Annotated in this window: 19 protein-coding genes and 1 pseudogene; 16 read left to right on the plus strand and 4 right to left on the minus strand. The window is 65.8% G+C overall.

Features of this window, described 5'->3' with window-relative positions; translation table 11 throughout:
- The 3 genes from ACTHNZ_RS07945 to ACTHNZ_RS07955 form a co-directional block, all read left to right on the plus strand.
- Window positions 1–146: hypothetical protein (locus tag ACTHNZ_RS07945; RefSeq protein WP_440541979.1), on the plus strand; the 146-nt coding region annotated here is incomplete at its 5' end.
- 90 nt (window positions 147–236) lie between these two features.
- A complete protein-coding gene (gene zapE, locus ACTHNZ_RS07950; RefSeq protein ID WP_440541955.1) occupies window positions 237–1,334 on the plus strand; it encodes a cell division protein ZapE in 1,098 nt (365 codons plus the stop codon).
- 104 nt (window positions 1,335–1,438) lie between these two features.
- On the plus strand, window positions 1,439–1,852 hold the full coding sequence (locus ACTHNZ_RS07955) for a transposase (protein ID WP_440541956.1): 414 nt from the start codon (window positions 1,439–1,441) through the stop codon (window positions 1,850–1,852).
- Window positions 1,853–1,907: 55 nt separating this feature from the next.
- On the opposite strand, the gene ACTHNZ_RS07960 is transcribed toward ACTHNZ_RS07955, so the two are convergent.
- From ACTHNZ_RS07960 to ACTHNZ_RS07975, 4 genes are all read right to left on the minus strand, one after another.
- Window positions 1,908–2,414 carry a DUF2147 domain-containing protein gene (locus ACTHNZ_RS07960; RefSeq protein ID WP_440541957.1) on the minus strand — a complete coding sequence of 169 codons (507 nt, stop codon included), beginning with the start codon at window positions 2,412–2,414 and terminating at the stop codon, window positions 1,908–1,910.
- 190 nt (window positions 2,415–2,604) lie between these two features.
- Window positions 2,605–4,293: a ShlB/FhaC/HecB family hemolysin secretion/activation protein gene (locus ACTHNZ_RS07965; RefSeq protein WP_440541980.1), complete on the minus strand. Its 1,689-nt coding sequence runs from the start codon at window positions 4,291–4,293 to the stop codon at window positions 2,605–2,607.
- Between the two features lie 216 nt (window positions 4,294–4,509).
- Window positions 4,510–5,673 carry a collagen-like triple helix repeat-containing protein gene (locus ACTHNZ_RS07970; protein ID WP_440541958.1) on the minus strand — a complete coding sequence of 388 codons (1,164 nt, stop codon included), beginning with the start codon at window positions 5,671–5,673 and terminating at the stop codon, window positions 4,510–4,512.
- 26 nt (window positions 5,674–5,699) lie between these two features.
- On the minus strand, window positions 5,700–6,980 hold the full coding sequence (locus tag ACTHNZ_RS07975) for a collagen-like triple helix repeat-containing protein (RefSeq protein ID WP_440541959.1): 1,281 nt from the start codon (window positions 6,978–6,980) through the stop codon (window positions 5,700–5,702).
- A 633-nt stretch (window positions 6,981–7,613) separates the two neighbouring features.
- Here ACTHNZ_RS07975 and ACTHNZ_RS07980 point away from each other — a divergent pair.
- From ACTHNZ_RS07980 to ACTHNZ_RS08040, 13 genes and pseudogenes are all read left to right on the plus strand, one after another.
- On the plus strand, window positions 7,614–7,775 hold the full coding sequence (locus ACTHNZ_RS07980) for a Flp family type IVb pilin (RefSeq protein ID WP_440541960.1): 162 nt from the start codon (window positions 7,614–7,616) through the stop codon (window positions 7,773–7,775).
- A gap of 125 nt (window positions 7,776–7,900) precedes the next feature.
- Window positions 7,901–8,434 (plus strand): A24 family peptidase, encoded by a 534-nt coding sequence (locus ACTHNZ_RS07985; protein WP_440541961.1) that lies wholly within the window; start codon window positions 7,901–7,903, stop codon window positions 8,432–8,434.
- A complete protein-coding gene (locus ACTHNZ_RS07990) occupies window positions 8,431–8,898 on the plus strand; it encodes a TadE/TadG family type IV pilus assembly protein (RefSeq protein ID WP_440541962.1) in 468 nt (155 codons plus the stop codon). The genes ACTHNZ_RS07985 and ACTHNZ_RS07990 overlap by 4 nt, the downstream gene beginning before the upstream one ends.
- A gap of 112 nt (window positions 8,899–9,010) precedes the next feature.
- On the plus strand, window positions 9,011–9,940 hold the full coding sequence (gene cpaB / locus ACTHNZ_RS07995) for a Flp pilus assembly protein CpaB (protein WP_440541963.1): 930 nt from the start codon (window positions 9,011–9,013) through the stop codon (window positions 9,938–9,940).
- Between the two features lie 100 nt (window positions 9,941–10,040).
- The gene (locus tag ACTHNZ_RS08000) at window positions 10,041–11,555 is read left to right on the plus strand and encodes a type II and III secretion system protein family protein (RefSeq protein ID WP_440541964.1); all 1,515 of its coding nucleotides are present in this window, start codon (window positions 10,041–10,043) and stop codon (window positions 11,553–11,555) included.
- Window positions 11,556–11,609: 54 nt separating this feature from the next.
- Window positions 11,610–12,883: pseudogene (locus ACTHNZ_RS08005) on the plus strand (fimbrial protein).
- Window positions 12,884–12,886: 3 nt separating this feature from the next.
- Complete coding sequence (locus ACTHNZ_RS08010; RefSeq protein ID WP_440541965.1) at window positions 12,887–14,218, plus strand: CpaF family protein; 1,332 nt, start codon at window positions 12,887–12,889, stop codon at window positions 14,216–14,218.
- Window positions 14,187–15,248 (plus strand): type II secretion system F family protein, encoded by a 1,062-nt coding sequence (locus ACTHNZ_RS08015; protein WP_440541966.1) that lies wholly within the window; start codon window positions 14,187–14,189, stop codon window positions 15,246–15,248. The genes ACTHNZ_RS08010 and ACTHNZ_RS08015 overlap by 32 nt, the downstream gene beginning before the upstream one ends.
- 3 nt (window positions 15,249–15,251) lie before the next feature.
- Window positions 15,252–16,313 (plus strand): type II secretion system F family protein, encoded by a 1,062-nt coding sequence (locus ACTHNZ_RS08020; protein ID WP_440541967.1) that lies wholly within the window; start codon window positions 15,252–15,254, stop codon window positions 16,311–16,313.
- A gap of 44 nt (window positions 16,314–16,357) precedes the next feature.
- Window positions 16,358–17,155: a pilus assembly protein gene (locus ACTHNZ_RS08025; RefSeq protein ID WP_440541981.1), complete on the plus strand. Its 798-nt coding sequence runs from the start codon at window positions 16,358–16,360 to the stop codon at window positions 17,153–17,155.
- Window positions 17,156–17,176: 21 nt separating this feature from the next.
- On the plus strand, window positions 17,177–17,587 hold the full coding sequence (locus ACTHNZ_RS08030) for a DUF3613 domain-containing protein (protein ID WP_440541968.1): 411 nt from the start codon (window positions 17,177–17,179) through the stop codon (window positions 17,585–17,587).
- A 70-nt stretch (window positions 17,588–17,657) separates the two neighbouring features.
- A complete protein-coding gene (locus ACTHNZ_RS08035; RefSeq protein ID WP_440541982.1) occupies window positions 17,658–19,418 on the plus strand; it encodes a TadG family pilus assembly protein in 1,761 nt (586 codons plus the stop codon).
- A gap of 49 nt (window positions 19,419–19,467) precedes the next feature.
- Window positions 19,468–20,862: a sigma 54-interacting transcriptional regulator gene (locus ACTHNZ_RS08040; protein WP_440541969.1), complete on the plus strand. Its 1,395-nt coding sequence runs from the start codon at window positions 19,468–19,470 to the stop codon at window positions 20,860–20,862.
- Window positions 20,863–20,885: the final 23 nt, after the last annotated feature.

Below are 20,885 nucleotides of genomic sequence, written 5' to 3' on the forward strand. Positions count from 1 at the left end.
CGGATCTGATCGCAGAAGCCGTGGTGGCGATGGAATTCAAGGCGGCGTCGGAAGACATCGGCCGCATCTGCCATCCGCACCCGTCGCTGTCGGAAGTCATGCGCGAAGCGGCGCTCGCCGTGGACAAGCGCGCGCTGAACATGTAATCGCGCACGCCTGACTGAACGCACTGGCAATTCCGGCATCACAAGGCGGGCGGGTTCATTCCCTCCCGCCTTTCTTTTTGCAGCAACACAATGAACGTCACCGAATACTACGAAAACGAACTGCGCACGCGGGGTTATCAATCGGACGAGGCGCAGCTCGCGGCGGTCGCGCGTCTTCAACAGTGCTATGAAGAGTGGGTCGCGTACAAGGCGCGCCGCTCGAACGCGCTCAAGAAGTTTCTCGTGCGTCCCGAGTTGCCGCGCGGCGTCTACATGTGGGGCGGTGTGGGGCGCGGCAAGAGCTTCCTGATGGACAGCTTCTACGCCATCGTGCCCGTGCAGCGCAAAACCCGGATTCATTTCCACGAGTTCATGCGCGAAGTGCATCGCATGCTCGAGGAACTGAAGGGCCAGGCAGACCCGCTCGACGAGCTCGCGCGGCGCATCGCGAAGCGCTATCGCCTCATCTGCTTCGACGAGTTTCATGTCTCGGACATCGCGGATGCGATGATCCTCTATCGTTTGCTCGATCGGCTCTTCATGAACGGGGTGCAATTCGTGATGACGTCGAACTACGATCCCGACACGCTCTACCCGGACGGCTTGCATCGCGATCGCATGCTGCCTGCGATCGAGCTCCTCAAGTCGAAGCTCGACGTGCTCAACGTCGATGCCGGCATCGATTACCGGCAACGCACGCTCGCTCAGGTCAGCGTCTATCACACGCCGCTCGGTGCGCAGGCCGACCGTGCCCTGCGCTCGGCGTATGCGCAATTGGCCGCGGTGCCCGACGAGAGCCCCATTCTCCATATCGAAAAACGCGAGCTGAAGGCACTGCGGCGTGCCGATGGCGTCGTCTGGTTCGACTTCGCCACGCTGTGCGGCGGACCGCGTTCGCAGAATGACTATCTCGAACTCGCCACGCGCTTTCACACGGTCATCCTCTCGGACGTGCCGCAAATGTCGCCGCGCATGGCATCCGAGGCGCGCCGCTTCACTTGGCTCGTCGATGTCTTTTACGACCACAAGGTGAAGCTGCTGATGTCGGCAGCCGTACGCGCCGAAGACCTCTATGTCGAAGGGCCGATGGCGAACGAGTTCAGCCGGACGGTTTCGCGCCTGGTCGAAATGCAATCGAAGGAGTATCTCGAAACGCCGCGCAGGATCGTCGATGCGACGCTGGCGTAGCGGCGTTTCGCGTGCCGGGCGATGTACTTTCGGACTATTCCGATAGGCATCGCGTAGCACGGAGCATATCGTGCCTTTTCCTCGTTTTTGAGAAGGAGGCGCGGATGACCCCGTATAGCGATATCACGGACGAACAATGGGAGCGCATCGTACCGCTCTTTCCTGAACTCAGCGCCCGTGGGCACCGAGTTCGGGGACGTCCATTGACCGATACGCGCGCAGTGCTCAATGGCGTGCTATGGGTCATCTACAGCAACGCGGCCTGGGCTTCGATACCGAAGCGCTACCCGCCGTACCAAACCTGTCACCGTCGTTTTGCCGCGTGGTACGCGGCGGGCATCTTCAAGCAAGTGCTGGCATGCCTGTACGGTGAAGCCGGGCTGGCGCTTTGCGAAACGATCAAAGCCCGCATGCGCGCGAAGAAGCCGGCACAGCCGCGCAAGCCCGTTCCACCGCCATTCGTGACGGTCAACGTGCCGACACTGACTTACTTGGCTTCGTTGCGCCGCGCGGCATAGCGGCAGGCCGGCGCGTCGTCGCCGGCCGAAGCCTCGTCGTGTCGTCGGGCGATCGTCAATTCTTCGCTTGCGACGAGTCCTGGCGGATCCACGTTTGCGAGCGGCCGAGCAGCGAAATGCCGATGTAGCCTCGCACGACGAGCTTTTGTCCACCATCCTCGAGGTGCATGTTGCACTTGTAGACCTTGCCGTTCTCGGGATCGAGGATGTTGCCGCCATCCCACTTGTCGCCGTCCTGCTTCATGCTCTTGATGATCGTCATGCCGAGGATCGGCTGATCCTTGCGCTCGTCGGTGCAGGCCGTGCAGAGCTTGCCCGGCTTCTCCTTCGGATCGAGCCCCTTGATGACCTTGCCCGTCAGCATGCCGTCGTCGCTTTGCGAAATCTGAACGAGTGCTTTCGGTTGATGCGTGTTGTCGTCGATCGTTTGCCACACGCCGACGGGCGTATCCGTCCCTTGCGCGAATGCGGCCGCTGCCGCAGCCAGCAGGGCGCCCGCCACCGTGGCGCGTTTGACGGCGTTCCATGTGGCCGTCTTGGCGGAATGCGAGAAGTGCGTCATGTCTTCCTCCTGTTGAACAATCGTCTGTCGTTCGATGCGCTGCGGCGAATCGGAGCGAGCCCGAACGCGTTGCGCCTTCTATGAATTCGCCCAGGATACGCGCGAAATGCCGCCCTCGATTGATAGTGGTAGCTCTAATCGGAAGCGGTCGAAACGGTGCATGAAGGGCGTGGCCGGCATTCGATGAATCTCAGTAAAGCTGATACGAGAACGTCGCGTTGAGCCGCGGGCTGCGCGACGGGCTTTCGATCGGCGCGTCCCCCACGGCCTTGGCGATCGATAAATCGAGGCTGTAGTGCTTGTTGTCCGTCACGCGGAACCCGAGCGCCACCGAGGCGAGCTTGCTCGGCGGCGTCGTGCCCGTGTGCAGATAGACGCGCGCCATGTCTACCGCCGCGTAAGGCGTGAACGTTTGTAAGTAGTGCGAAGCAACCGGGATCGCGCGATTGACTTCGAACGATGCGCCGAAGCCCGAGTCGCCCGAGGCTTCCCCCGGCTCGTAGCCGAGCGCGAACCGCTGGGCGCCGAATGCGATTTGCTCGGAGGTGGGCAGGGAATCGGCGCTGTACTGGCCCGTCAGTGCAATCGCCGTGCCGATCTTGAACGGCCAATCGTTCGTTTGCGAAAAGCTCGCCCCCGTACGGATGAACGTGAGCGAGGCCGGGTTCGTCTCGACCACGCCGGGGATGTTCGTCTCGCCGGCTTTCGAGGCACCGAGCAAATCGAACGCCTTGGCGACGTTAAGGCTTGCGCGCCGTGTCTGGCCGGCGCGCGTGTCGGCATAGTCGAGCTGCATCTGCACGACGCGTACTTGCGAGCGCAACGAAATCGTGGCGCCCGTCTGCGTGTTTTGGTAGCTGTTCTCATCATGCGAGGCGTAGGCCGAGAGCGTGCCGAGCAGGCTGCGCGCGTTGCTCAGATAGAGCGGGTAGGCCGCCGCGAGACCGAGCTTGTCGTTGACGACAGTGCGTTTCACATAGGAGGGCAGGCCCGGGTTGTCGACGGGATTGCCGTGATAGTGCGACGCGTTCAGCTTCGCGACGAGTCCCTCACTGCCGATCGGAAGCGCGCCGTTTGCCGCGAAATACGTTTGATTGTCGCGGCCCTTGGGCACGAGGGTGGAGACGCTCAGGTTCTCGCCGAGCGAGGCGAGGCCGTTCTCCGTCACCGTGACGAGCCCTTGCACTCCCGGATGATGGAAGTCGATGCCCGTAGCGACGTTGAACGGCTTGCGCTCGACGCTCAGATCGAGAGCCGTGGCGCCGTCGGTCGTGGTCGGCGGCTGTACCGTGGCGGCGATCTTGACGCCCGGCAACAGCCCGAGCGCGTTGACGTAGCGTTCGAACGTGGCGCGTTTGAGCGGGCGTTCGTTGCGGATGTGGTCGGCGATTTCGCGGATCTTGCGCTCGGTCCCGCCGGGGTTCCCCTTGATTTTGATGCTGGACACGTAGCCTTCCACGACCGTGACGTGCACGACGCCGCCGGCGAACGCTTGAGCCGGGATGAAGGCGAACGAGAGCGCATAGCCGCGCGCCTGGTAAAGCCGCGTGACCTCGTCCGCCGCGGCGACGAGTTGGCCGATCGTGACGTCCTTGCCGACGAATGGCGAGAAGTGCCGGGCCACCTCCGGGAAGGCTATGGTCTTGACGCCGTCGATCTGCACCTTGCTCGGCGTCAGATGCGTGCCGAGCAATTGCTGAAGCTGTTCGGCGTTCGATTGGATGTGCACGCTGACGCTCGGGGCACGGCTCGGCGTTTGAATTTGCGGTAGGGCACCCAGTGGGTTGCCGCTCGCGGGCGGCCTCGTTTGCGCGAATGCCGGATTGGCCGTCGCCGCGGCGACGGCCAGCCACAACCATTGGTTGGTAGTCCTAATCATCAAATAGTCCTCGTTGGCCGATTGTCGGGGCGCGCTCATTGCGATCGCCTCTCGTTCTCTTTTTCGGGGCCGCTTGGGGCCGCTTGGGGCCGCTTTGGGCCGCTTTGGGCCGCTTGTGCCGGCGTGGGGCCGGTCGGGTCGCGCTGGGCTGGTTCCAGCGCAGCCGAGGGCCCGTACGCTGGCCCGTGGCTTAGCGCGCGTGCGAGGCCCCGGCGCTCACGGCAACTTGCCGACGAGCGGAAGGCCGCCGCCGAGCAGCGACGTCGCGCTGCCCGTGGACGAACCCGTCGATGGCGCGGCACTGCCCACGGCGGTGCCGAGGGAGCCCAATGCGTTCGTCAGCGGGGCAAGCGGGCTGGTGCTGCCGCCGCCGGCCGTGCCGAGCGCACCGGTCAACGAAGCGAGCGGGCCGCTGCCGCCGGCACCGCTCGACGGCGCGCCGTCTTGCACGCTCACGGTCGAGCTGCCGACGAGGCTCGTGATGAGGCCGGGGATCGGGGCCGTGCCGTTGGGGCCGTTCGGATCGACGAGGCCGCCGGCATTCGTGACGGTATTGCCGACGCTCGATACGAGGGCCCCTACGTCGGCGGCCAACGGGTTCGTCGAACTGCCGGCTACTTGCGCGCCGGCGTTTTGAACGGCGCCGCCGATCTGGCCGAGCAGCCCGGCTACGGGCTGGCCGATCCCGGTCGTCGTGCCGACGTTCTGCGTTTGCTGACCGAGCGTGATGACGAGCGGGGTGACGGCCGAACTCAGCGGCTGCGTGACCTGCTGCACGGCCGGCGAGGACAGTTGGCCCGCGAGGACCTGCCCGCCGGCACTCACGCCGTTGGCGACGGTATCGAGTGCGCCGGCGAGCGGCGTCGTCACGGGAGCCAGCGGCGAGAGCTGGCCCGTGCCGAGCGCATCGACCGTCGAGGCGACGCCTGCGATGACGCCGCTCGTTGCGCCGACGGTCGAACCGAGCCCGGCCGCGGTCGTGCCGACCGGGTCCGGGGTCGAGCCGGTTTGGCCAAGGCCGCTGCTGAGTGCGTTGGCGGCCGCATCGATGACGCCGCCCGTCGCGGACACGGTGCTGCCCGCGCCTTGTGTGACTGCGGGGTTCACGCCTGGCGCCGACGTCGACGAGACCATGCCCCCGAGGTCGCCGGCCGTCGAGCCGAGCGTCGTCAGCGCGCCGGACGTTGCATTGGTCGTCGTGGTCGGGGAAGGAGTCGGCGTTACGGTGCCGCCTCCCGCTTGAGCGATCGGAGGCGTCAGTTCGCTGCCGCCGCAGGCCGACAGCAGATAGGCCACGGCAAATGCCGTGAACGGCGCACGCAGCGTCGTTGCGTTGGTGCGGGCTGCCTCGATGATCGATCGATTGTGCTTCTTGGACATGATGTTGTCCTCCTCGTGGTGGTGGCTTATTTCTTTGCCAGTGAGCCGGTGAGTCCGCTTGCGAGCGACGACAGCCCCGTCAACGGATTGGAGCCGGTGGTTGCGCCGCTGCTGGTGCCGCTACTCGTGAGTGCGCTCGTCATGGTCGTGAGCAGTCCCGCGACGGGGGCGAGCGGATTCGTCGTGCTCGTGCTTCCGCCGCTCGTGGCGCCGAGCGCGCCGGCCACGGTCGATGTCAGGCCCGTGACGGGCGCGAGGGGGCTGGTGCTCGAGAGGCCCCCCGCGCCGCCGGCAAGCCCCGACAGCGCACCGGTGAGCGGCGCGAGCGGGTTGCCGCCGCCCGCTGCGCTGCCGCCCGCGACGAGACCGCCGGCCGACGTCGCGGCGGTGCCGCTCGACGTCAGCACGTTGCCGATTCCGCCCGCGATCGGATTGCCGCCAGTGGACGTGACGGTGCTGCCAGCTTGATTGAGGCCGCCGGCAAGGGTCCCCAGCAGCCCCGCGACTTGCGGCCCGGCACCGCTCGTCGCACCGAGGGTCTGCGTCGTCGACGCGAGCATGGCGGTGATCGGCGTGATCGCGGAACTGAGGGGTTGCGTGACTTGCTGCACGGCGCTGCCTGTAAGCGCGCCGCCGAGCGTCGAGCCACCGCCGGAGATCGCGTTGCCGAGCGTGCCGACGGCACTGCCGAGCGGTCCCGTGGCCGGAGCGAGCGGGGAGAGGGGGCCGGCGGCACCGAGACTCGTGACGAGCGAGCCGGCGCTCGTCACGGCATTGCCCAGTTGGCTCACCGCTGGGCCCGCACTCGCGACCGTGGTGCCCACCGGATCGCTCGTTGCGCCCAACTGACCGAGGCCTTGCGAAACACCGTTGCCGAGCGTCGATACGGCCGCGCCCACGTCTTGCACGATGGCCCCCGCGGCCTGCGTCGTTTGCGGGTTCGTGCCGGGCAGCGTCTGGGCACCGATTGCCGTACCCACGCTCGAGACGGTTGCCCCCGTCGCGCTCACGACGTTGCCGTCGCTCCCGAGCGCTTGGCCGATGGCGTTGGCGGTGGGTGTCGTCGTGCCTCCACCGCCGGTGCCTCCACCGCTGATCTGCCCGCCATCCCCGCCGCTGCCGCCCGTGCCCGATCCGCCGCCGGACGCGCCGCCGTCCGAGGCAATCGCTCCCCCGGCGCCGCTGCCGGACCCGAGCCCTTGGCTCAACGAGCCGGAGCCGCCGCAAGCCGCCAGTGCAACCGTCGTTGCCGCTGCCACGGCGATCCAGGTCTTGTGCAGTACCCCGTCGCGCATTTTTTCATTCATTGCTGCCCCTCGCATTTGGGTTTATCGGATTAGTTGCGGGCGCAAGCTCTGCAATGGCCATGCCAACGCGGCATGGACTTGACTCTAAAAGCCGGCCCCAACGGCCGAACTTGCGCGTACGCGCCGATGGAATAAGGGCAACTCGCCGGGATCTCCATGCGTGACGGACGGACAATGCAATGGAGGGAAAGTGCGTGCGGGCCTGCTCAAGGCACGATGTAACGTAACGATCCAGGCTTTCTGTTACCGGCCGGGCCGTAACGCGATATCAACCGCCGACCTTGAAAAATTAGTAGACCTAATCTAAACCTATCGTAAGCCCTAAGTCGAAAGAGATCACAAGACGCCGTCGATGAGGGTAGAGTCGCCGTGTAGCGAAAATGCATCGTCAACTCGCGGCGGCTATAAACAAAAAAACAACGCCGATAAGCACTGGAGGACGCTATCGATCGATCTTTTGCGGGGTCATCCTAAAAACGTACTGCCAGAGTCGTATTGCGGGCGAGCGGCACATCGGCGAAGCAACTGACGAAGCACACTGAGTCGGGCAAGGATGGCTTGCTCCGGCTTTTCGTTGTGTTGCTTGGCATCCGTGTCGGTCCCGTACGACGTCCATGACTTTTCGAGGGCATCATGCACAAGCTCATCAAGCGTTTCTTGAGTGAAGACCACGGCGTCACCGCCATTGAATACGCGATCATTGCCGGCCTGATGGCGGTCGCTGTTGCCGCCGCGATCGGCGATGTCACCGGAAAAATAGCAACGGTGTTCACTGCCGTCGTCGGTGCCATGTGATCGTCGATTTGTAACAAATCTTAATAAAGCCGGTTTACTACTTGATTTTAGGCGTCTACCTGTGCTGATTGCATTTGCAATCGGCCGGGATTGGTTCATTCTTATCCACGCTATCCAATATAAGCATGCCGCTCGGAACCGCTTTATTTATCGCTTGGTCCGCGGTTGTCGCTTGGTGCGATTGCCGCGATCGACGTATCGCGAATGGGCTCGTGATTGCCGGGGGCGCGGCGGCGTTTGCCTGCGCCGTCTCGCATGGGTCGCCGTTCGCCGTGACGCCGGTGCAAGCCGCGCTAGGCTTTGTCGCCGGCTTCGCTGCGTTGCTGCCGTTTTACTTGCTCGGCGTCATGGGTGCGGCGGACGTGAAGGTGTTCGCCATGCTGGGGGCCTGGTGCGGATCCGATGCATTGCTCGGGCTATGGATCGTGGCGAGCATCGCCGCAGCCGTGCATGCGCTGACGCTCATCGTGATCGAGCGCATCGGATTACGTGATGCCGGTGCTGGTGCTGGTGTCGGCGCGGGGGCGTGGACGCCGTGGCGCAACGCCCAGCCCACGTTCGCGATCGGGGCGCGTCGCGCAACGCCCTATGCTGCGCTGCTCGTCGGCGCGGGATCGCTGCATTTGCTCGGCCGGTTGCTGCAAGGAGCGGTGCATTGAAGCGCGCGGGACGCCCGCCTCGCGTGCGCACGCCATCTGCCGGCAGCGCGGCGGTCGAATTCGCGCTCGTGTTTCCGCTGTTGTTCGTGGTGCTGTACGGCATCGTCACTTACAGCGTCTTGTTCGTCGCCCAGCAAAGTCTCACGCTGGCCGCCGAGGAGGGTGCGCGCGCGGCACTGAACTATCAAAGCGCGACGAGCGTGGCGGCCGCGTTGTCAGCCCGCGGCAGCAATGCGTGCAGCGTGGCGAGCCAGGCGGCGGGGTGGCTTCGCGCATACGCGCAGTGCGCCGCGCAGGCGCAAAACTGTAGCTACGACAGCGCGATGTCGTGTGTGCAGGTCACGCTGACTTACGACTATGCGGATCATCCGATCGTGCCGACACTGCCCCTGATGAGCTTGGCTTTGCCGCAAACGTTGTCGAGCGTCGCGACGGTGCAAGTCGATCCGGAGAACTTGCTGTGATGCGCGTTCGTTCATCGTAACCGGTTTGAAACCCCGCCTTTTGGGGTGGCGAGCCGGGACCCCGGGCCTGAAGGCCGATTGTGGGCAGTTGCTGGTTGACGAGGGTGAGAGCATGAGGCATCTGAACGTAACGAAGGTCGCGGCCGTCGCGTTGATCGCAGCGGCGCTGATGCTCGGGCTCTATGCTTTTACGCTGAGCCGTCGTCCGGCGCCGGCCGCTCCGGTGGCGAAAGCGGTCGCGGCGACGACGACGTTTCCCGTCGTCGTCGCCACGCATCCGTTGCTTGCGGGTACGGCCATCGGAAGCGATGACCTGCGCGTCGTCATGCTGCCTGTGCGTCCCACCGGTGCATTCTCCGATACGGCGCTCGTGGCGCAGCGTGTGCCGCTTTCGGATATCGGCGCCAACACACCGGTGCTCGAGGCGCAACTGTCGTCGGGTTTCGCCGAGCAGGTCGCGCCCGGCGAGCGCGCCGTCGCGATCCATGTCGACGATGCGAGCTCCGTCGGCAACCGTGTGCGGCCCGGCAATTTCGTCGATGTCTTCATGACGCTCAAACGTGATGCGGCAGCAATCGGCGGCAATGCGGAGATCGCGCGATCTCAGACGCGCTTGCTGCTCTCGCGCGTGCGCGTACTCGCGTTCGGCGGAACGGCATCGGCTGCCGGCACGCCGTCGCAGTTCGGCGCGGGGGCGCGCACGGCCGTTTTGGCCGTGCCGACGGCGGACGTCGATCGGCTCGCATTGGCCGACAGCGCCGGCCACGTGTTGTTGGCGCTGCGCAATCCGCGCGATCAGGGCGTGATCGATCCGAACGAGAGCGTGGCGCCGCTCGGAACGATGCGCGTGAACGCGCGCACGGCGAGCGGTGGCGACAAGGCTTCCATGCAAGCGGCGGCGGGCGTTTCGTTGAGCGAGTTATCGGGCGAGGTCGCTCCTAGGCCGGCACCTGCCTCTGCACGGGCACGCTCGAATCGAACCTATGCGGGACCGGGCATCGAAGTGATACGAGGAGGGCACGCGCAGACAGTCAGCGATTGAACCGATGCGAGTCGATGCGATGCGTGCCGCGAGGCCGCGGTGAGGCGAGGCGAACTCGGCAAAAACACTAAAAAGGCCTACGGCGAGGGCCATTTAAAACATGGCAAACAAAGCAGCAGGAGCGAAGTGGACCGCGATGGGCTGGGCATGGATGTGCTGTGCCGCGCTCGTTTTTGGAGGGCTTCAGCGGGTGGCGCAGGCGGCGAGCGAGCAAGCGCACGGTCGCGATCGCGCGTCGCAGGCCGAACGAGCGCCTGCGGTGGTGCTTGCCGTGGGCGAGCAGCGCCAGGTCGAGCCGGGGCGACGGCTCGTGCGCGTGGCCGTCGGCGATCCGAGCGTGGCGGACGTGCTCGTAATTCGCGACGGCGATGGGCGGGGAGGGGTGCTCGTCGTCGGCAAGGCGCCGGGAACGACGAATCTGATGCTGTGGGAGCGAGGCCGCGCAACACCGCAAACGCTTTCGCTCGACGTCGAGCCGGGTGCGGCAGCGACGCTGGCCGATCGCTCGACGCCGCGCGTCGAGACCTATGGCGGCGACGTCGTCGTTTCGGGCAGCACGCCGACGATGGAGACGCATCAGCGCGGCATCGATCTCGCGACGCTGGCGGCCAATGCGGCCAACGCGTCCCGCGCTGGCGCCGGCGCCCGTGGCAGCGCCCCGCGCGGCGACGGGCGCGGCAGTGCGGCACAAACGCGCGATGGCAAGCGCACCGGCGGTGACGCAGGTTCGATCGTCGACGAATCGACGGTGGCCACGCGCAGTGTCGTGCAAGTCGACGTGCGGGTCGTCGAGTTCAGCCGCACCGTGCTCAAACAAGCGGGCCTGAATCTGTTCAAGCAGACCAACGGGTTCTCGTTCGGGACCTTCGCGCCGTCCGGCTTGAACTCGGTTTCCGGCGGCGGCACGTCGAACTTCCAACTTGCTGCCAACACGCCGATCGCGTCGGCATTCAATCTAGTGCTCAATTCAGCAGGGCGGGGCCTGTTCGCCGATCTGAGCCTCATGGAAAGCAACAACCTCGCACGCGTGCTCGCCGAGCCGACGCTCGTGGCGCTGTCAGGGCAAAGCGCGAGCTTTCTCGCGGGCGGCGAGATTCCGGTGCCCGTGCCGCAGGCGCTCGGCACGACGTCGATCGAGTACAAGCCGTATGGCGTCGGACTGACGCTGACGCCGACGGTGTTGAGCCCGCGCCGCATCGCGCTGAAGGTCGCGCCCGAGGCCAGTCAACTCGACTTTCAGAATGCCGTGACGATCAACGGCGTATCGGTGCCGGCAATCACCACACGGCGGACCGATACGACGGTCGAACTCGGTGACGGCGAGAGTTTCGTCATCGGCGGGCTCATCGACCGCGAAACGCTGTCGAACGTCAGCAAGGTGCCGCTGCTCGGCGATCTGCCTGTCATCGGCACGTTCTTCAAGCAGTTGAACTATCAGCAAAACGACAAGGAGCTCGTGATCGTCGTCACGCCGCATCTCGTCTCGCCGCTGGCGAAAGATGCGCCGCTGCCCTCCACGCCGGGCGAGCAGGCGGAGCAACGTGACGGCCCCGTATGGCGATCGTACCTGGGCGGTGCGCTATCGCGCGATGCCGGGCCGGGCTTCTCGCGGTGACTCGGGCGAGCATTTCGCGTGAACCCCTCAAAAGAAGAAGACGATGGGAGCTGCATGAACGCAAGAGCGCAAACCTCGAATGAAGGAGAACGAGAACGAGAACGAGCGATCGTCGACCACTTCGTGTTCGCGTCCAACGCTGAGGCCAACGTTCGATGGCTGGCCGATGCGCTCGCGGCGAATGGCACGGTCGAAGCCTCGACGCACGAACCGGCCGTGCTTTCGCAACGTATCGCGGCCCTGCGTCCGTCGCTCGTCTTCGTGGATTTCTCAGGAGCCCTAGTCGATGCGGCGGCGCGAGCCGTGCAGGCCGTGCGCACATCGTCGCCGCAAGTGCCCGTCATCGCCGTGGGAACGCTGGCGAGCCGGAAGGGGCGATCGCCGCGCTGCGCGCGGGAGTGCGCGACTTCGTCGATCTCGCGGGTGACCCGCAAGAGGCGGCACGCATCACGCGCGAAGCGCTCGAGAACGTCGCGCAACTTCCGGCCCGCCACGGGCGCCTCACGGTGTTGCTCGGCGCACGCGTCGGTGTCGGAGTGTCCACGCTGGCGGCGCACCTCGGCGTGCTTGCGCAAAGGCGCGGCAAGGCGGCGGGGCGGCAGGCAGCGCTCGTCGATTTGGGGCTGCCCGCGGGCGACGGCATGCTCTACCTCGATACGCGCAGCGATTTCGATTTCGTCGAAGCGGTTCGCAACCTTCGCCGCTTCGACGAGACGTTCATTCATACGGCGCTCGCGCATCACGGCAGCGGCCTCGCGTTGACGACGCTTGCGCCCGATCTATCGGCGCTGCGCACGATATCGTATGCATCGGCCGTTGCGCTCCTCAACCGCCTGCGCGCTTTTTTCGATCAGCAAATCGTCGACCTCGGCGGGTTTTCGAATCACGAGTTCGTCGCACACGTCGCGCAGGCAGCCGATGAAGTCTGGCTCGTTTGCGATCCGGCGATCGCGTCGATCGTATCGGCCGTCGATTTGCTGCGCGAGCTTGCCGCGGCGCAGTTCGACACGGGACGCATCGGCATCGTCGTCACCAAATACGATGCGCGGCTAGGGTTGTCGAGCGAGCAGATTGCGGCGCGGCTCGCGCTGCCGCTCGTCGCGACGCTGCCTTCGCGGCGCGTGCCGCTTGCGCAAGCGGCCAATCAAGGCAAGCTGCTGGCGGACGTCGCCGAGCGCGATCCCTACGTGCGCGCGGTCGATGCGCTCGCTCAGCGTCTTGCGCCGATCGACGACGAAGGCGCCGACAGCGGGGCCGCCGCGCGTGGCGAAGCGGTGGTGTTCGCGCGGCTCAAGCGATTCACTCACTTTCTACCGAAGCGATCATAGACGATGGCAAACGAAATCGAATTTGCCGACGATGCCTCTTCGTTCGCGCATACGCAGCAGTTCCAGGACATCAAGAACGCCGCGCACGAGCATCTGCTCACGCGCATCGAGGAACTCGGGGCGGAGTTCGGCCGATGGTCGCGCGCCGCGATCAACCAGTTCGTCGATCTGGAAATGGACAGCTTCGTGCGCTTGCGCCGGATTCCGATCAACGAGAGCGAAGTGCGGCTCATTGCCGAGGCGCTGACGAAAGAGTTGGCCGGCTTCGGGCCCATCGAAGATTTGCTGGGCGACCCGGCCGTCGAGGACATCCTCGTCAATGGCTACCGCGACGTCTACGTGTCGCGCCACGGCATCTTGACGAAGATGCCCGTGCGATTCGCCGACAACGCGCACTTGCTCAGAATCGTGCGGCGCATCCTCGCACCGATCGGACGGCGCCTCGACGAATCCAATCCGATGGTCGATGCGCGGCTGCCCGACGGGGGCCGCGTGAACGTGGTGATCGAGCCGCTCTCGATCGATGGGCCGGTCGTTTCGATCCGGAAGTTCCGGAAGGACCCGTTGCGCCCTTCCGATCTGCTGGCGAACGGCACCTACAGCGAAGAGATCGGGGTGCTGCTGGACGCCGCCGTCGCGGCGCGTTGCAACGTGCTCGTCTCGGGCGGCACGAGCTCGGGCAAGACTTCGCTGCTCAACGCGCTCGCGTTTCACATTCCCGAGTCCGAACGCGTCGTGACGATCGAGGATACGGCCGAGCTCTCGCTCAATCATCCGCACGTCGTTCGGCTCGAGAGCCGGCCCGGCGGCTTCGACGGTTCAGGGCTCGTGACGATTCGCGACCTGCTGCGCAATACGCTGCGAATGCGTCCCGATCGGATCATCGTCGGGGAAGTCCGGGGCGGAGAAGTGCTCGAGATGCTGCAAGCGATGAACACGGGGCATGACGGCTCGATGGGCACCGTACATGCGAGCTCGCCGCGCGAGTGCCTCTATCGGCTCGAAATGCTGGCGGGCTTCGCGGGGTTCCAAGGCACCGAATCGAGCCTGCGCAGGCAGATCGCGAATGCGATCGACTTCATCGTGCAGATCGGCCGGCTCTCGAACGGACGGCGGCGCATCCTGTCGATCACCGAAGTGACGGGCTTGTCCGATACGATCATCGCGACGCAGGAGCTCTATCGGTACGAGCCGCTCGTCAACGCGGACGGCGAGGAAGTCGACCATTGGACCTCGCTCGGCATCCATCCGCATTCGCCCAAGCTCGCGCGCTTCAGGAGCCAACTCGGCGCAGGTTTCGACGATGGCTTTTCGCGAGGTGGCTTCCGTGTCTAGGGACGTTGCGGTCGTCGCGGCACTCGCCTTGCTGTGCGGCGCCCTCGCGCTGCTGCTCTGGGAGCGCGGCCTGCGCGCGCAGCGGCGGGCGACGGCTCAGCGTTTCGTTGAGCGCCGCGTTGCTGCGCCAGGTGTGGTGCCGGCCTCGAAGGATCGGGGCGTCTCCGCTTTTGCAGGCACGCGCGCGGTGAGTGGGCATGCGGCGGCGCCCGCGCTCGGTGCCGCGCCGATGCACGGCGGCGGGGCTGCCGTATCCGGAATGCAGGGCGAACGTCCGGCGCGCCGTCTGCATTGGCCGCAGATGGTCGAGCACCTCGCAGCGCGCGCCGGGCTGGATGGCCTGGGCAAGATGTTGGCGCTCGGGCTCGCGGCGGCGGCGCTCGGCATCCTATGGATCGGTGCCCACGCGGGCGTCGTGGCCGCCTGTGCGGCGGTCATTGCCGTTGCCGCGGTGGCCGCCTTGCTGGTGACAGCCCGCTCGCAACGGCGCCGTTTGGCCATCGTCAGGCAGATACCGACGTTTCTAGATGGCATCGTGCGGCTCGTCACGCTCGGCAATAGCGTGCCGGCGGCATTCCAAGCCGCGTTGCAGACGACCGAGGCGCCGTTGCGCGAATGTCTCGATCACGTATCGCGAATGATGCGCGCCGGGGTCGAGATCGATCGCGCGCTGGCGCACGTCGCGACCGTGTACCGAACGCGCGAGTTCGAATTCGTCGGAGCAGTGTTGCGGTTGTCCGTCAAATATGGGGGACGCGCCGACGTCATGCTGGAGCGGATGTCGGCTTTCATGCGCGACCTCGAACAGGCGGAGCGGGAACTCTCGGCGATGTCCGCGGAGACGCGGCTGTCGGCGTGGGTGCTCATCGCGCTGCCGCTGTTGATCGGCGGCGCTTTGATCGCGACGAATCCCCGATACTTCGAAGCGATGTTGGGCGATGCGGACGGCCGCCGCCTCATTTATCTCTCGTTCTCGTTGCAAGCCGCCGGCGGTTATCTGCTTTACCGAATGACGAAGTTGAGGGCTTGAGCGATGCAGATCGATCGACTCGTTGCATGTGCGCTCGGCCTGGGCGCACTCGGATGCCTACTGATCGCCTGCGAGGCGATCGGACGGATAGCGGCCGCGCGCCGCGGTGCCCGTGCGCTCGAACAGGCGCTCGACCGCAGGGCGGCGGGCGCGTCCCTCGCCGCCTCCGCGTCGCTGAGCGGCGCAGTTCCGCAGGCGCGCTATATGGTGCCCGCCGGAGCCGAACCGCTGCGCGACGCGGGCGGTGCGCATCAGCAGCCCGCCGCGAAACCGCCCGCGACGTTCGCGGGTCGCCTGGCGGCCTGGCGCGCGCGCTGCGGCCAGGCCGGCGCACGCTGGCTCGAAACGCCGCTCGGCAAGCAGGTGGTGGCCGCCGAAGACAGACGCCTGCTCGAGCAGTGCGGCTTCGTGGATGTCGACGCGCGCGGCTTCTTTCTGCTGTCGCGCGTCGTTTGCGCGCTGATCGCACCGCCGGTCGCCATCTGGCTCTGGGGTGCCCATGTACCGAGCGCATATCGCATGGTGTTCGTCGTCGCGATGTTCACGCTCGGCTTCATGCTTCCGAAGCGCTTGCTGGGACGGCGGGCCGCGATGCGGCGCAGCGCGGTGGCCGACGAAATGCCGGTGCTCGTCGATCTGCTGCGTTTGCTGCAAGGCGTCGGTCTGTCGCTCGACCAGAGCCTGCAGGTCACGGTGGGCGATTTCCGCGCGATGCTGCCGGTGCTCGCGGGTGAATTGGAACTGGCGCAGCGCCAATTCGCGGCGGGGCGCACGCGCGAGCAATCGCTGCAACGCTTGGCGACGAGTTTCGACAATGAGGATTTGCGGGCCGTGGTGCGCTTGATGATTCAAGTCGATCGTCACGGCGGGGCGGTGCAGGAACCGCTCAAGCAGTTCGGCGACCGCTTGCGCGAGGCGAGGCGCGCACGGTTGCGCGAAAAGATAGGACAACTGACGGTCAAGATGACGGGCGTGATGGTCGTGACGTTGCTGCCGGCGCTGTTGATCGTGACGGCGGGGCCCGGTTTGCTGGCGGTCATCCGATCGCTCGCCGTGCATCGATGAACGGCAACGAACCACGAAAGGAAGATGCGATGAGAGAGCCGACGATGAGACGAGACCACCCGACGCGATCGTTGCTTCGCCTCGTATGCGCGCTCGTGCTCGCGGGCGCGTGCGGCGCCTGCGCATTCAAGGAATCGGGCTACGGCGCGGGCGCGCAGGCCGAACGCATGGCGGCGCAGGCCGCGGCCGAGAAGGCACCGCAGCCCGATACGCCGGGCATGTACCTGGCGCTGATCGATCGGATGCAGCGTCAAGGTCTGTTTTATGCGTCGCTGGCGCATATCGATGCCTACGAGGAGCAGTACGGCGCGACGCCCGACTCCACGTTGTTGCGTGCGCAAGCACTGCGCGAAACGGGACAGCCTTCGGCAAGCGCGCAGGCCTATCGTTCGCTGCTATCCACGCCCCTCGCCGCGCGCGGTTATCACGGGCTCGGCTTGCTCGCCGGCGCGCAGGGCGATTTTCGCGAGGCGGCGAGCGAGCTGGCGCAAGCGGCTACGCTCGCTCCGACCGATGCGGCGACGCTGTCCGACTTAGGGTATGCGCGGCTGCGCGAGGGCGATGTCGCCGGGGCTCGCGTCCCATTGATGCAAGCGGCGGAACTCGACGCGCACAGCGCCCGCATCCAATCGAACATCGCGCTGCTGTGGCTCGCGCAGGGACATTCGAAAGAAGCGCGCGCGCTGATGGATGAGCAGCAGTTTGCATCGGCCGTGCGGACCGCCGTTCATGACGACGCCAAGAAGGTCGCGGCTGCCGCGCGTGCGTACAAGAGCAGCAGCCAGTCGTCGCGCGACGTATCGGCGACCGTCGCGATTCCAGGCCGCTTGACCCACGATTGACGAGTTGGACGGAGACACACCATGAATCATGATTGGGCCATCAGTCCTATGTTTCGGGCGGCAATGACGGCGATCCTCTTGCTGTCCTGCGCATGGGCGGCGTCCGATGCGAACGCCGACGACAACGCCCAAGCGAGCGCGAGCGCTGACGCTGACGCGAACGCCGCCGCAAAGCCATTGCATTCGCGAGCCGGCGAGATCGGCCGCGCGACTCGGACTTGGCTCGAGCTGCAGCGGACGAACGCAGCCGCCGCGCCCGCATTGCCGATGCCCGGTGCGCAAGCGACGCTGGCTTATCAGCGATACATGAACTCGTTCACCGGTAAGATTCCGGAATCGTTCGGCTCGACGTTGTCCGGCACAGGCGGGGCATCGCGGTTCGACTATACGAACGCGGGTTCGGGCGCGACGCCGCCTGCCGGCGCGAACTGAGGATCGGCCGATCGTGCGGCGCATCTCGATACCGACTGCGGGGAGCCGTTCGGGCTTGTCTTCGGAGCCTATGGGCTGCGCCGGGGGCAGGCATCGCGTACCGCGGCACAGCCGCTTGCGCTTGCACCTGGCGCGCGAGCGCGGCTCGATCATCCCGATCGTGGCCTTGTTCATGACGGTCTTGATCGCCGCGCTCGGAGCACTCGACGTCGGCAATGCGTTCTTTGCCCGTCGCGCGCTACAGCGCACGGCCGACCTCGCGGCGTTGGCGGCGGCCCAGCGGATGGACGATACGTGCACTCAGCCCACGGCCACCGCGCGCGCGAACGCGGCAGCCAACGGTTTCGCGCCCGATGCGGCGGACCAATCGCTATCGATCGTCTGCGGGCGATGGGACACGAGCGCGAATGCAGGCCCCAGCTATTTCGCCGCGACGAGCACGGCGACACCGCTGAACGCCGTGCAAGTGACGGCGGCGCGTACCGTGCCGTATTTCTTCCTCGGCCCGGCCCGGCGCCTCAGTGCAAGCGCCACGGCGCAGGCCACGAACCTCGGCGCGTTCACGGTCGGCACGACGCTCGCGCAACTGCAAGGCGGTCTCGCCAATGCGCTGTTGAACGCGTTGCTCGGCGCGAATCTCAATGTATCGCTCGCTTCCTATGAAGCGCTGGCGAATGCGCGCATTCGCGTGCGCGATTTGATGGCGGCGGCCGGTGCCGGTACCGTCGAGCAGGTGCTGGCGACGCAGGTGAACGTCGCGCAGTTGGCGAATCTGATGCTGACTGCGTTGTCTTCGACTTCGGTGGCCGATGCAAACTTGCAGACCGATTTGGCAACGCTGCAGACGATCGCAAGCGCCGGCAGCGCGAACTCGGTGTCGTTCCCGTTGGGCGACGGGCAGGGTGGACACGGCGTGATCGCACTCGACGTCGCGCAGGGCCAAAGTGCGCTCGATGCAACCGTGAGCCCGTTCGATGCCTTGCTGATCGCGGCCGAGGTGGCGAAGGCCGGCCAGCCTCCCGTCAGCTTGGCAACGGGCATCGATATCGCCGGCTTCAGTACCGCGCTGCAGGTTCAAGTCATTGCGCCGCCGGTGCTGGCCGTCGGCGAAGCGGGCATGGACCCGGTCAAACAGCGCTGGCGTACGCAGGCCAGCACGGCGCAAGTGCGCTTGTATCTCGATGTTTCGCTCGGAACACCGACGTTGCCGGTGATCGGCAGCGTCGGCTTGCACTTGCCGCTTTCGCTCGAGGCCGCGCCGGGCACCGCTTGGCTGCAAGCGACGAATTGCGCGCCGACGCGGGCGGCGAGCACGTCGACGATCGGCGTGCAGCCCGGCCTGGCAAACGTCTGCTTGGGCGATCCACCCGTCAATCCGTCGGCCTCGCAGCCGTTCAGCTGCGCCACGCCCGCGACTTTGCTCAACGTGCCGAATGTCGTTGCCGTGACCGCAAAGGCTGCCCTTCCGGCCGTCGTTCCGCCATCATCCGCAGCCACGCTGACGTTCGACGGCGTAACGCCGAACGATGACGACTACCAAAGCGCCAATTCGGATGCGGCCGGCCGCGTGCTTGCGACGGCGCTTTCCGGGTTTGCCGCCTCGCTGTCGCAGCCGAACGCGCTGAACGTCACGCTGCTGGGCAGCGTTTCGCTGCCGGTCGGGCCCCTCGTCGATGCGTTGCTGTTGGCCTTATCGCCAGCGCTCGATCAGTTGCTCCTGGGAATCGACCAGGTCGTCGATCCGTTGTTGCAACTGCTCGGTGTGCAGTTGGGTGTGGCGACGGTCCACGATTTGTCGCTGACGTGCGGGGCTTCGCAATTGGTCTACTGACGGCGTACTGACCGGACCAAATGTTCAGGATTACTTAGAAACCAATACGATGAAAACCGCCCATACGATCGAGGAACTGGACATCTATGTCTGGGAGGGCAAGGCCGATATCGTCGAGCGCGTCGTGCGCTGCATGTCGAGCTTCGACGTCGACGTGATTCGTGCGGACGACATGACGGGCACGCCCGAGCGCAACGCTGCGCGCGCCTCGCTTGCCGTGATCAGCGTGAGCGTCATCGACGGCGGCAGCGCCAGGCTGCGCGATTGGCAAGCGCATACCGGCATGCCCGTGATTTGGGTGGGCGCATTGCCGCGCGAGCGCGACCCGGCCACTTACCCGCCACAATACTCGCACGTGCTGCCGCTCGACTTCACATGTGCCGAGCTGCGCGGCATGGTGGCGAAGCTGCTGACACAGCTGCGCGCGCATACGGCCGAGGCGCTCGAGCCGACGGCGCTCGTGGCGCACGCCGAGTGCATGCAGGCGCTGCTGCACGAGGTCGATACGTTCGCCGACTGCGACACGAGCGTGCTCATTCGCGGCGAGACGGGCGTGGGCAAGGAACGCATCGCGCAACTGCTCCATGACAAGCATGCGCGCTACGGCCACGGCCCGTTCGTGCCCGTCAACTGCGGCGCGATTCCGGACGGGCTCTTCGAGTCGCTGTTCTTCGGCCATGCGAAGGGATCCTTCACGGGCGCGGTCGGCGCGCATAAAGGCTACTTCGAGCAGGCCGACGGCGGCACGTTGTTTCTCGACGAAATCGGCGATCTGCCACTTTACCAGCAGGTGAAGCTGCTCCGCGTGCTCGAAGATTCGGCGGTGACGCGCCTCGGGTCCGCCACGCCCGTCAAGGTGGACTTTCGCCTGGTGGCCGCGACGAACAAGGACTTGCCGCAGCTAGTCAAGGACGGCACGTTCCGCGCCGATCTCTACTACCGGCTCGCCGTGATCGAGTTGCGCATCCCGTCGCTGGAAGAGCGCGGCGCCGTCGACAAGATTGCCATCTTCAAGGCCTTCATTGCCTCGGTGGTCGGGGCCGAGCGGCTCGCGAGCCTGCCCGAGATTCCGTACTGGCTCGCCGATGCCGTCGCCGATACCTACTTCCCCGGCAACGTGCGCGAACTTCGCAATCTGGCCGAGCGCATCGGCGTGACCGTGCGCCAGATCGGTGCGTGGGATGCCGCGCGCTTGCGCCGCCTCATCGCACATGCGCGCAACGAACAACCGGCGCCGGCCGAGAGCACGACGGAAATCGTCGTCGACCGCAGCAAGTGGGATATGGCCGAGCGCGCGCGCGTGCTGGCGGCGCTGGCTTCGAACGATTGGAAACGGCAGGACACCGCCCAATTCTTGGGCATTAGCCGCAAGGTCCTATGGGAAAAAATGCGGAAATACCAGATATTTGATGAGGAACCCGAAACGCGAGAATCTGAGGGATAATGGCGCGCTTGAGGCAAGCTGTC

It is taken from the genome of Trinickia sp., from assembly GCF_051953955.1.
Taxonomy (GTDB): Bacteria; Pseudomonadota; Gammaproteobacteria; order Burkholderiales; family Burkholderiaceae; genus Trinickia.

Bases quoted from the DNA above. Each gene is read 5' to 3' on its own strand.
- ACTHNZ_RS08000 (WP_440541964.1), top strand. From the start codon at position 10,041: ATGGCAAACAAAGCAGCAGGAGCGAAGTGGACCGCGATGGGCTGGGCA.
- ACTHNZ_RS08020 (WP_440541967.1), top strand. From the start codon at position 15,252: ATGCAGATCGATCGACTCGTTGCATGTGCGCTCGGCCTGGGCGCACTC.
- cpaB (WP_440541963.1), top strand. From the start codon at position 9,011: ATGAGGCATCTGAACGTAACGAAGGTCGCGGCCGTCGCGTTGATCGCA.
- ACTHNZ_RS08010 (WP_440541965.1), top strand. From the start codon at position 12,887: ATGGCAAACGAAATCGAATTTGCCGACGATGCCTCTTCGTTCGCGCAT.
- ACTHNZ_RS08015 (WP_440541966.1), top strand. From the start codon at position 14,187: ATGGCTTTTCGCGAGGTGGCTTCCGTGTCTAGGGACGTTGCGGTCGTC.
- ACTHNZ_RS08035 (WP_440541982.1), top strand. From the start codon at position 17,658: ATGGGCTGCGCCGGGGGCAGGCATCGCGTACCGCGGCACAGCCGCTTG.
- ACTHNZ_RS07985 (WP_440541961.1), top strand. From the start codon at position 7,901: ATGCCGCTCGGAACCGCTTTATTTATCGCTTGGTCCGCGGTTGTCGCT.
- ACTHNZ_RS08030 (WP_440541968.1), top strand. From the start codon at position 17,177: ATGAATCATGATTGGGCCATCAGTCCTATGTTTCGGGCGGCAATGACG.
- ACTHNZ_RS07980 (WP_440541960.1), top strand. From the start codon at position 7,614: ATGCACAAGCTCATCAAGCGTTTCTTGAGTGAAGACCACGGCGTCACC.
- ACTHNZ_RS08040 (WP_440541969.1), top strand. From the start codon at position 19,468: ATGAAAACCGCCCATACGATCGAGGAACTGGACATCTATGTCTGGGAG.
- ACTHNZ_RS07960 (WP_440541957.1), bottom strand. From the start codon at position 2,414: ATGACGCACTTCTCGCATTCCGCCAAGACGGCCACATGGAACGCCGTC.
- ACTHNZ_RS07975 (WP_440541959.1), bottom strand. From the start codon at position 6,980: ATGAATGAAAAAATGCGCGACGGGGTACTGCACAAGACCTGGATCGCC.
- zapE (WP_440541955.1), top strand. From the start codon at position 237: ATGAACGTCACCGAATACTACGAAAACGAACTGCGCACGCGGGGTTAT.
- ACTHNZ_RS07955 (WP_440541956.1), top strand. From the start codon at position 1,439: ATGACCCCGTATAGCGATATCACGGACGAACAATGGGAGCGCATCGTA.
- ACTHNZ_RS07965 (WP_440541980.1), bottom strand. From the start codon at position 4,293: ATGATTAGGACTACCAACCAATGGTTGTGGCTGGCCGTCGCCGCGGCG.
- ACTHNZ_RS08025 (WP_440541981.1), top strand. From the start codon at position 16,358: ATGAGACGAGACCACCCGACGCGATCGTTGCTTCGCCTCGTATGCGCG.
- ACTHNZ_RS07970 (WP_440541958.1), bottom strand. From the start codon at position 5,673: ATGTCCAAGAAGCACAATCGATCGATCATCGAGGCAGCCCGCACCAAC.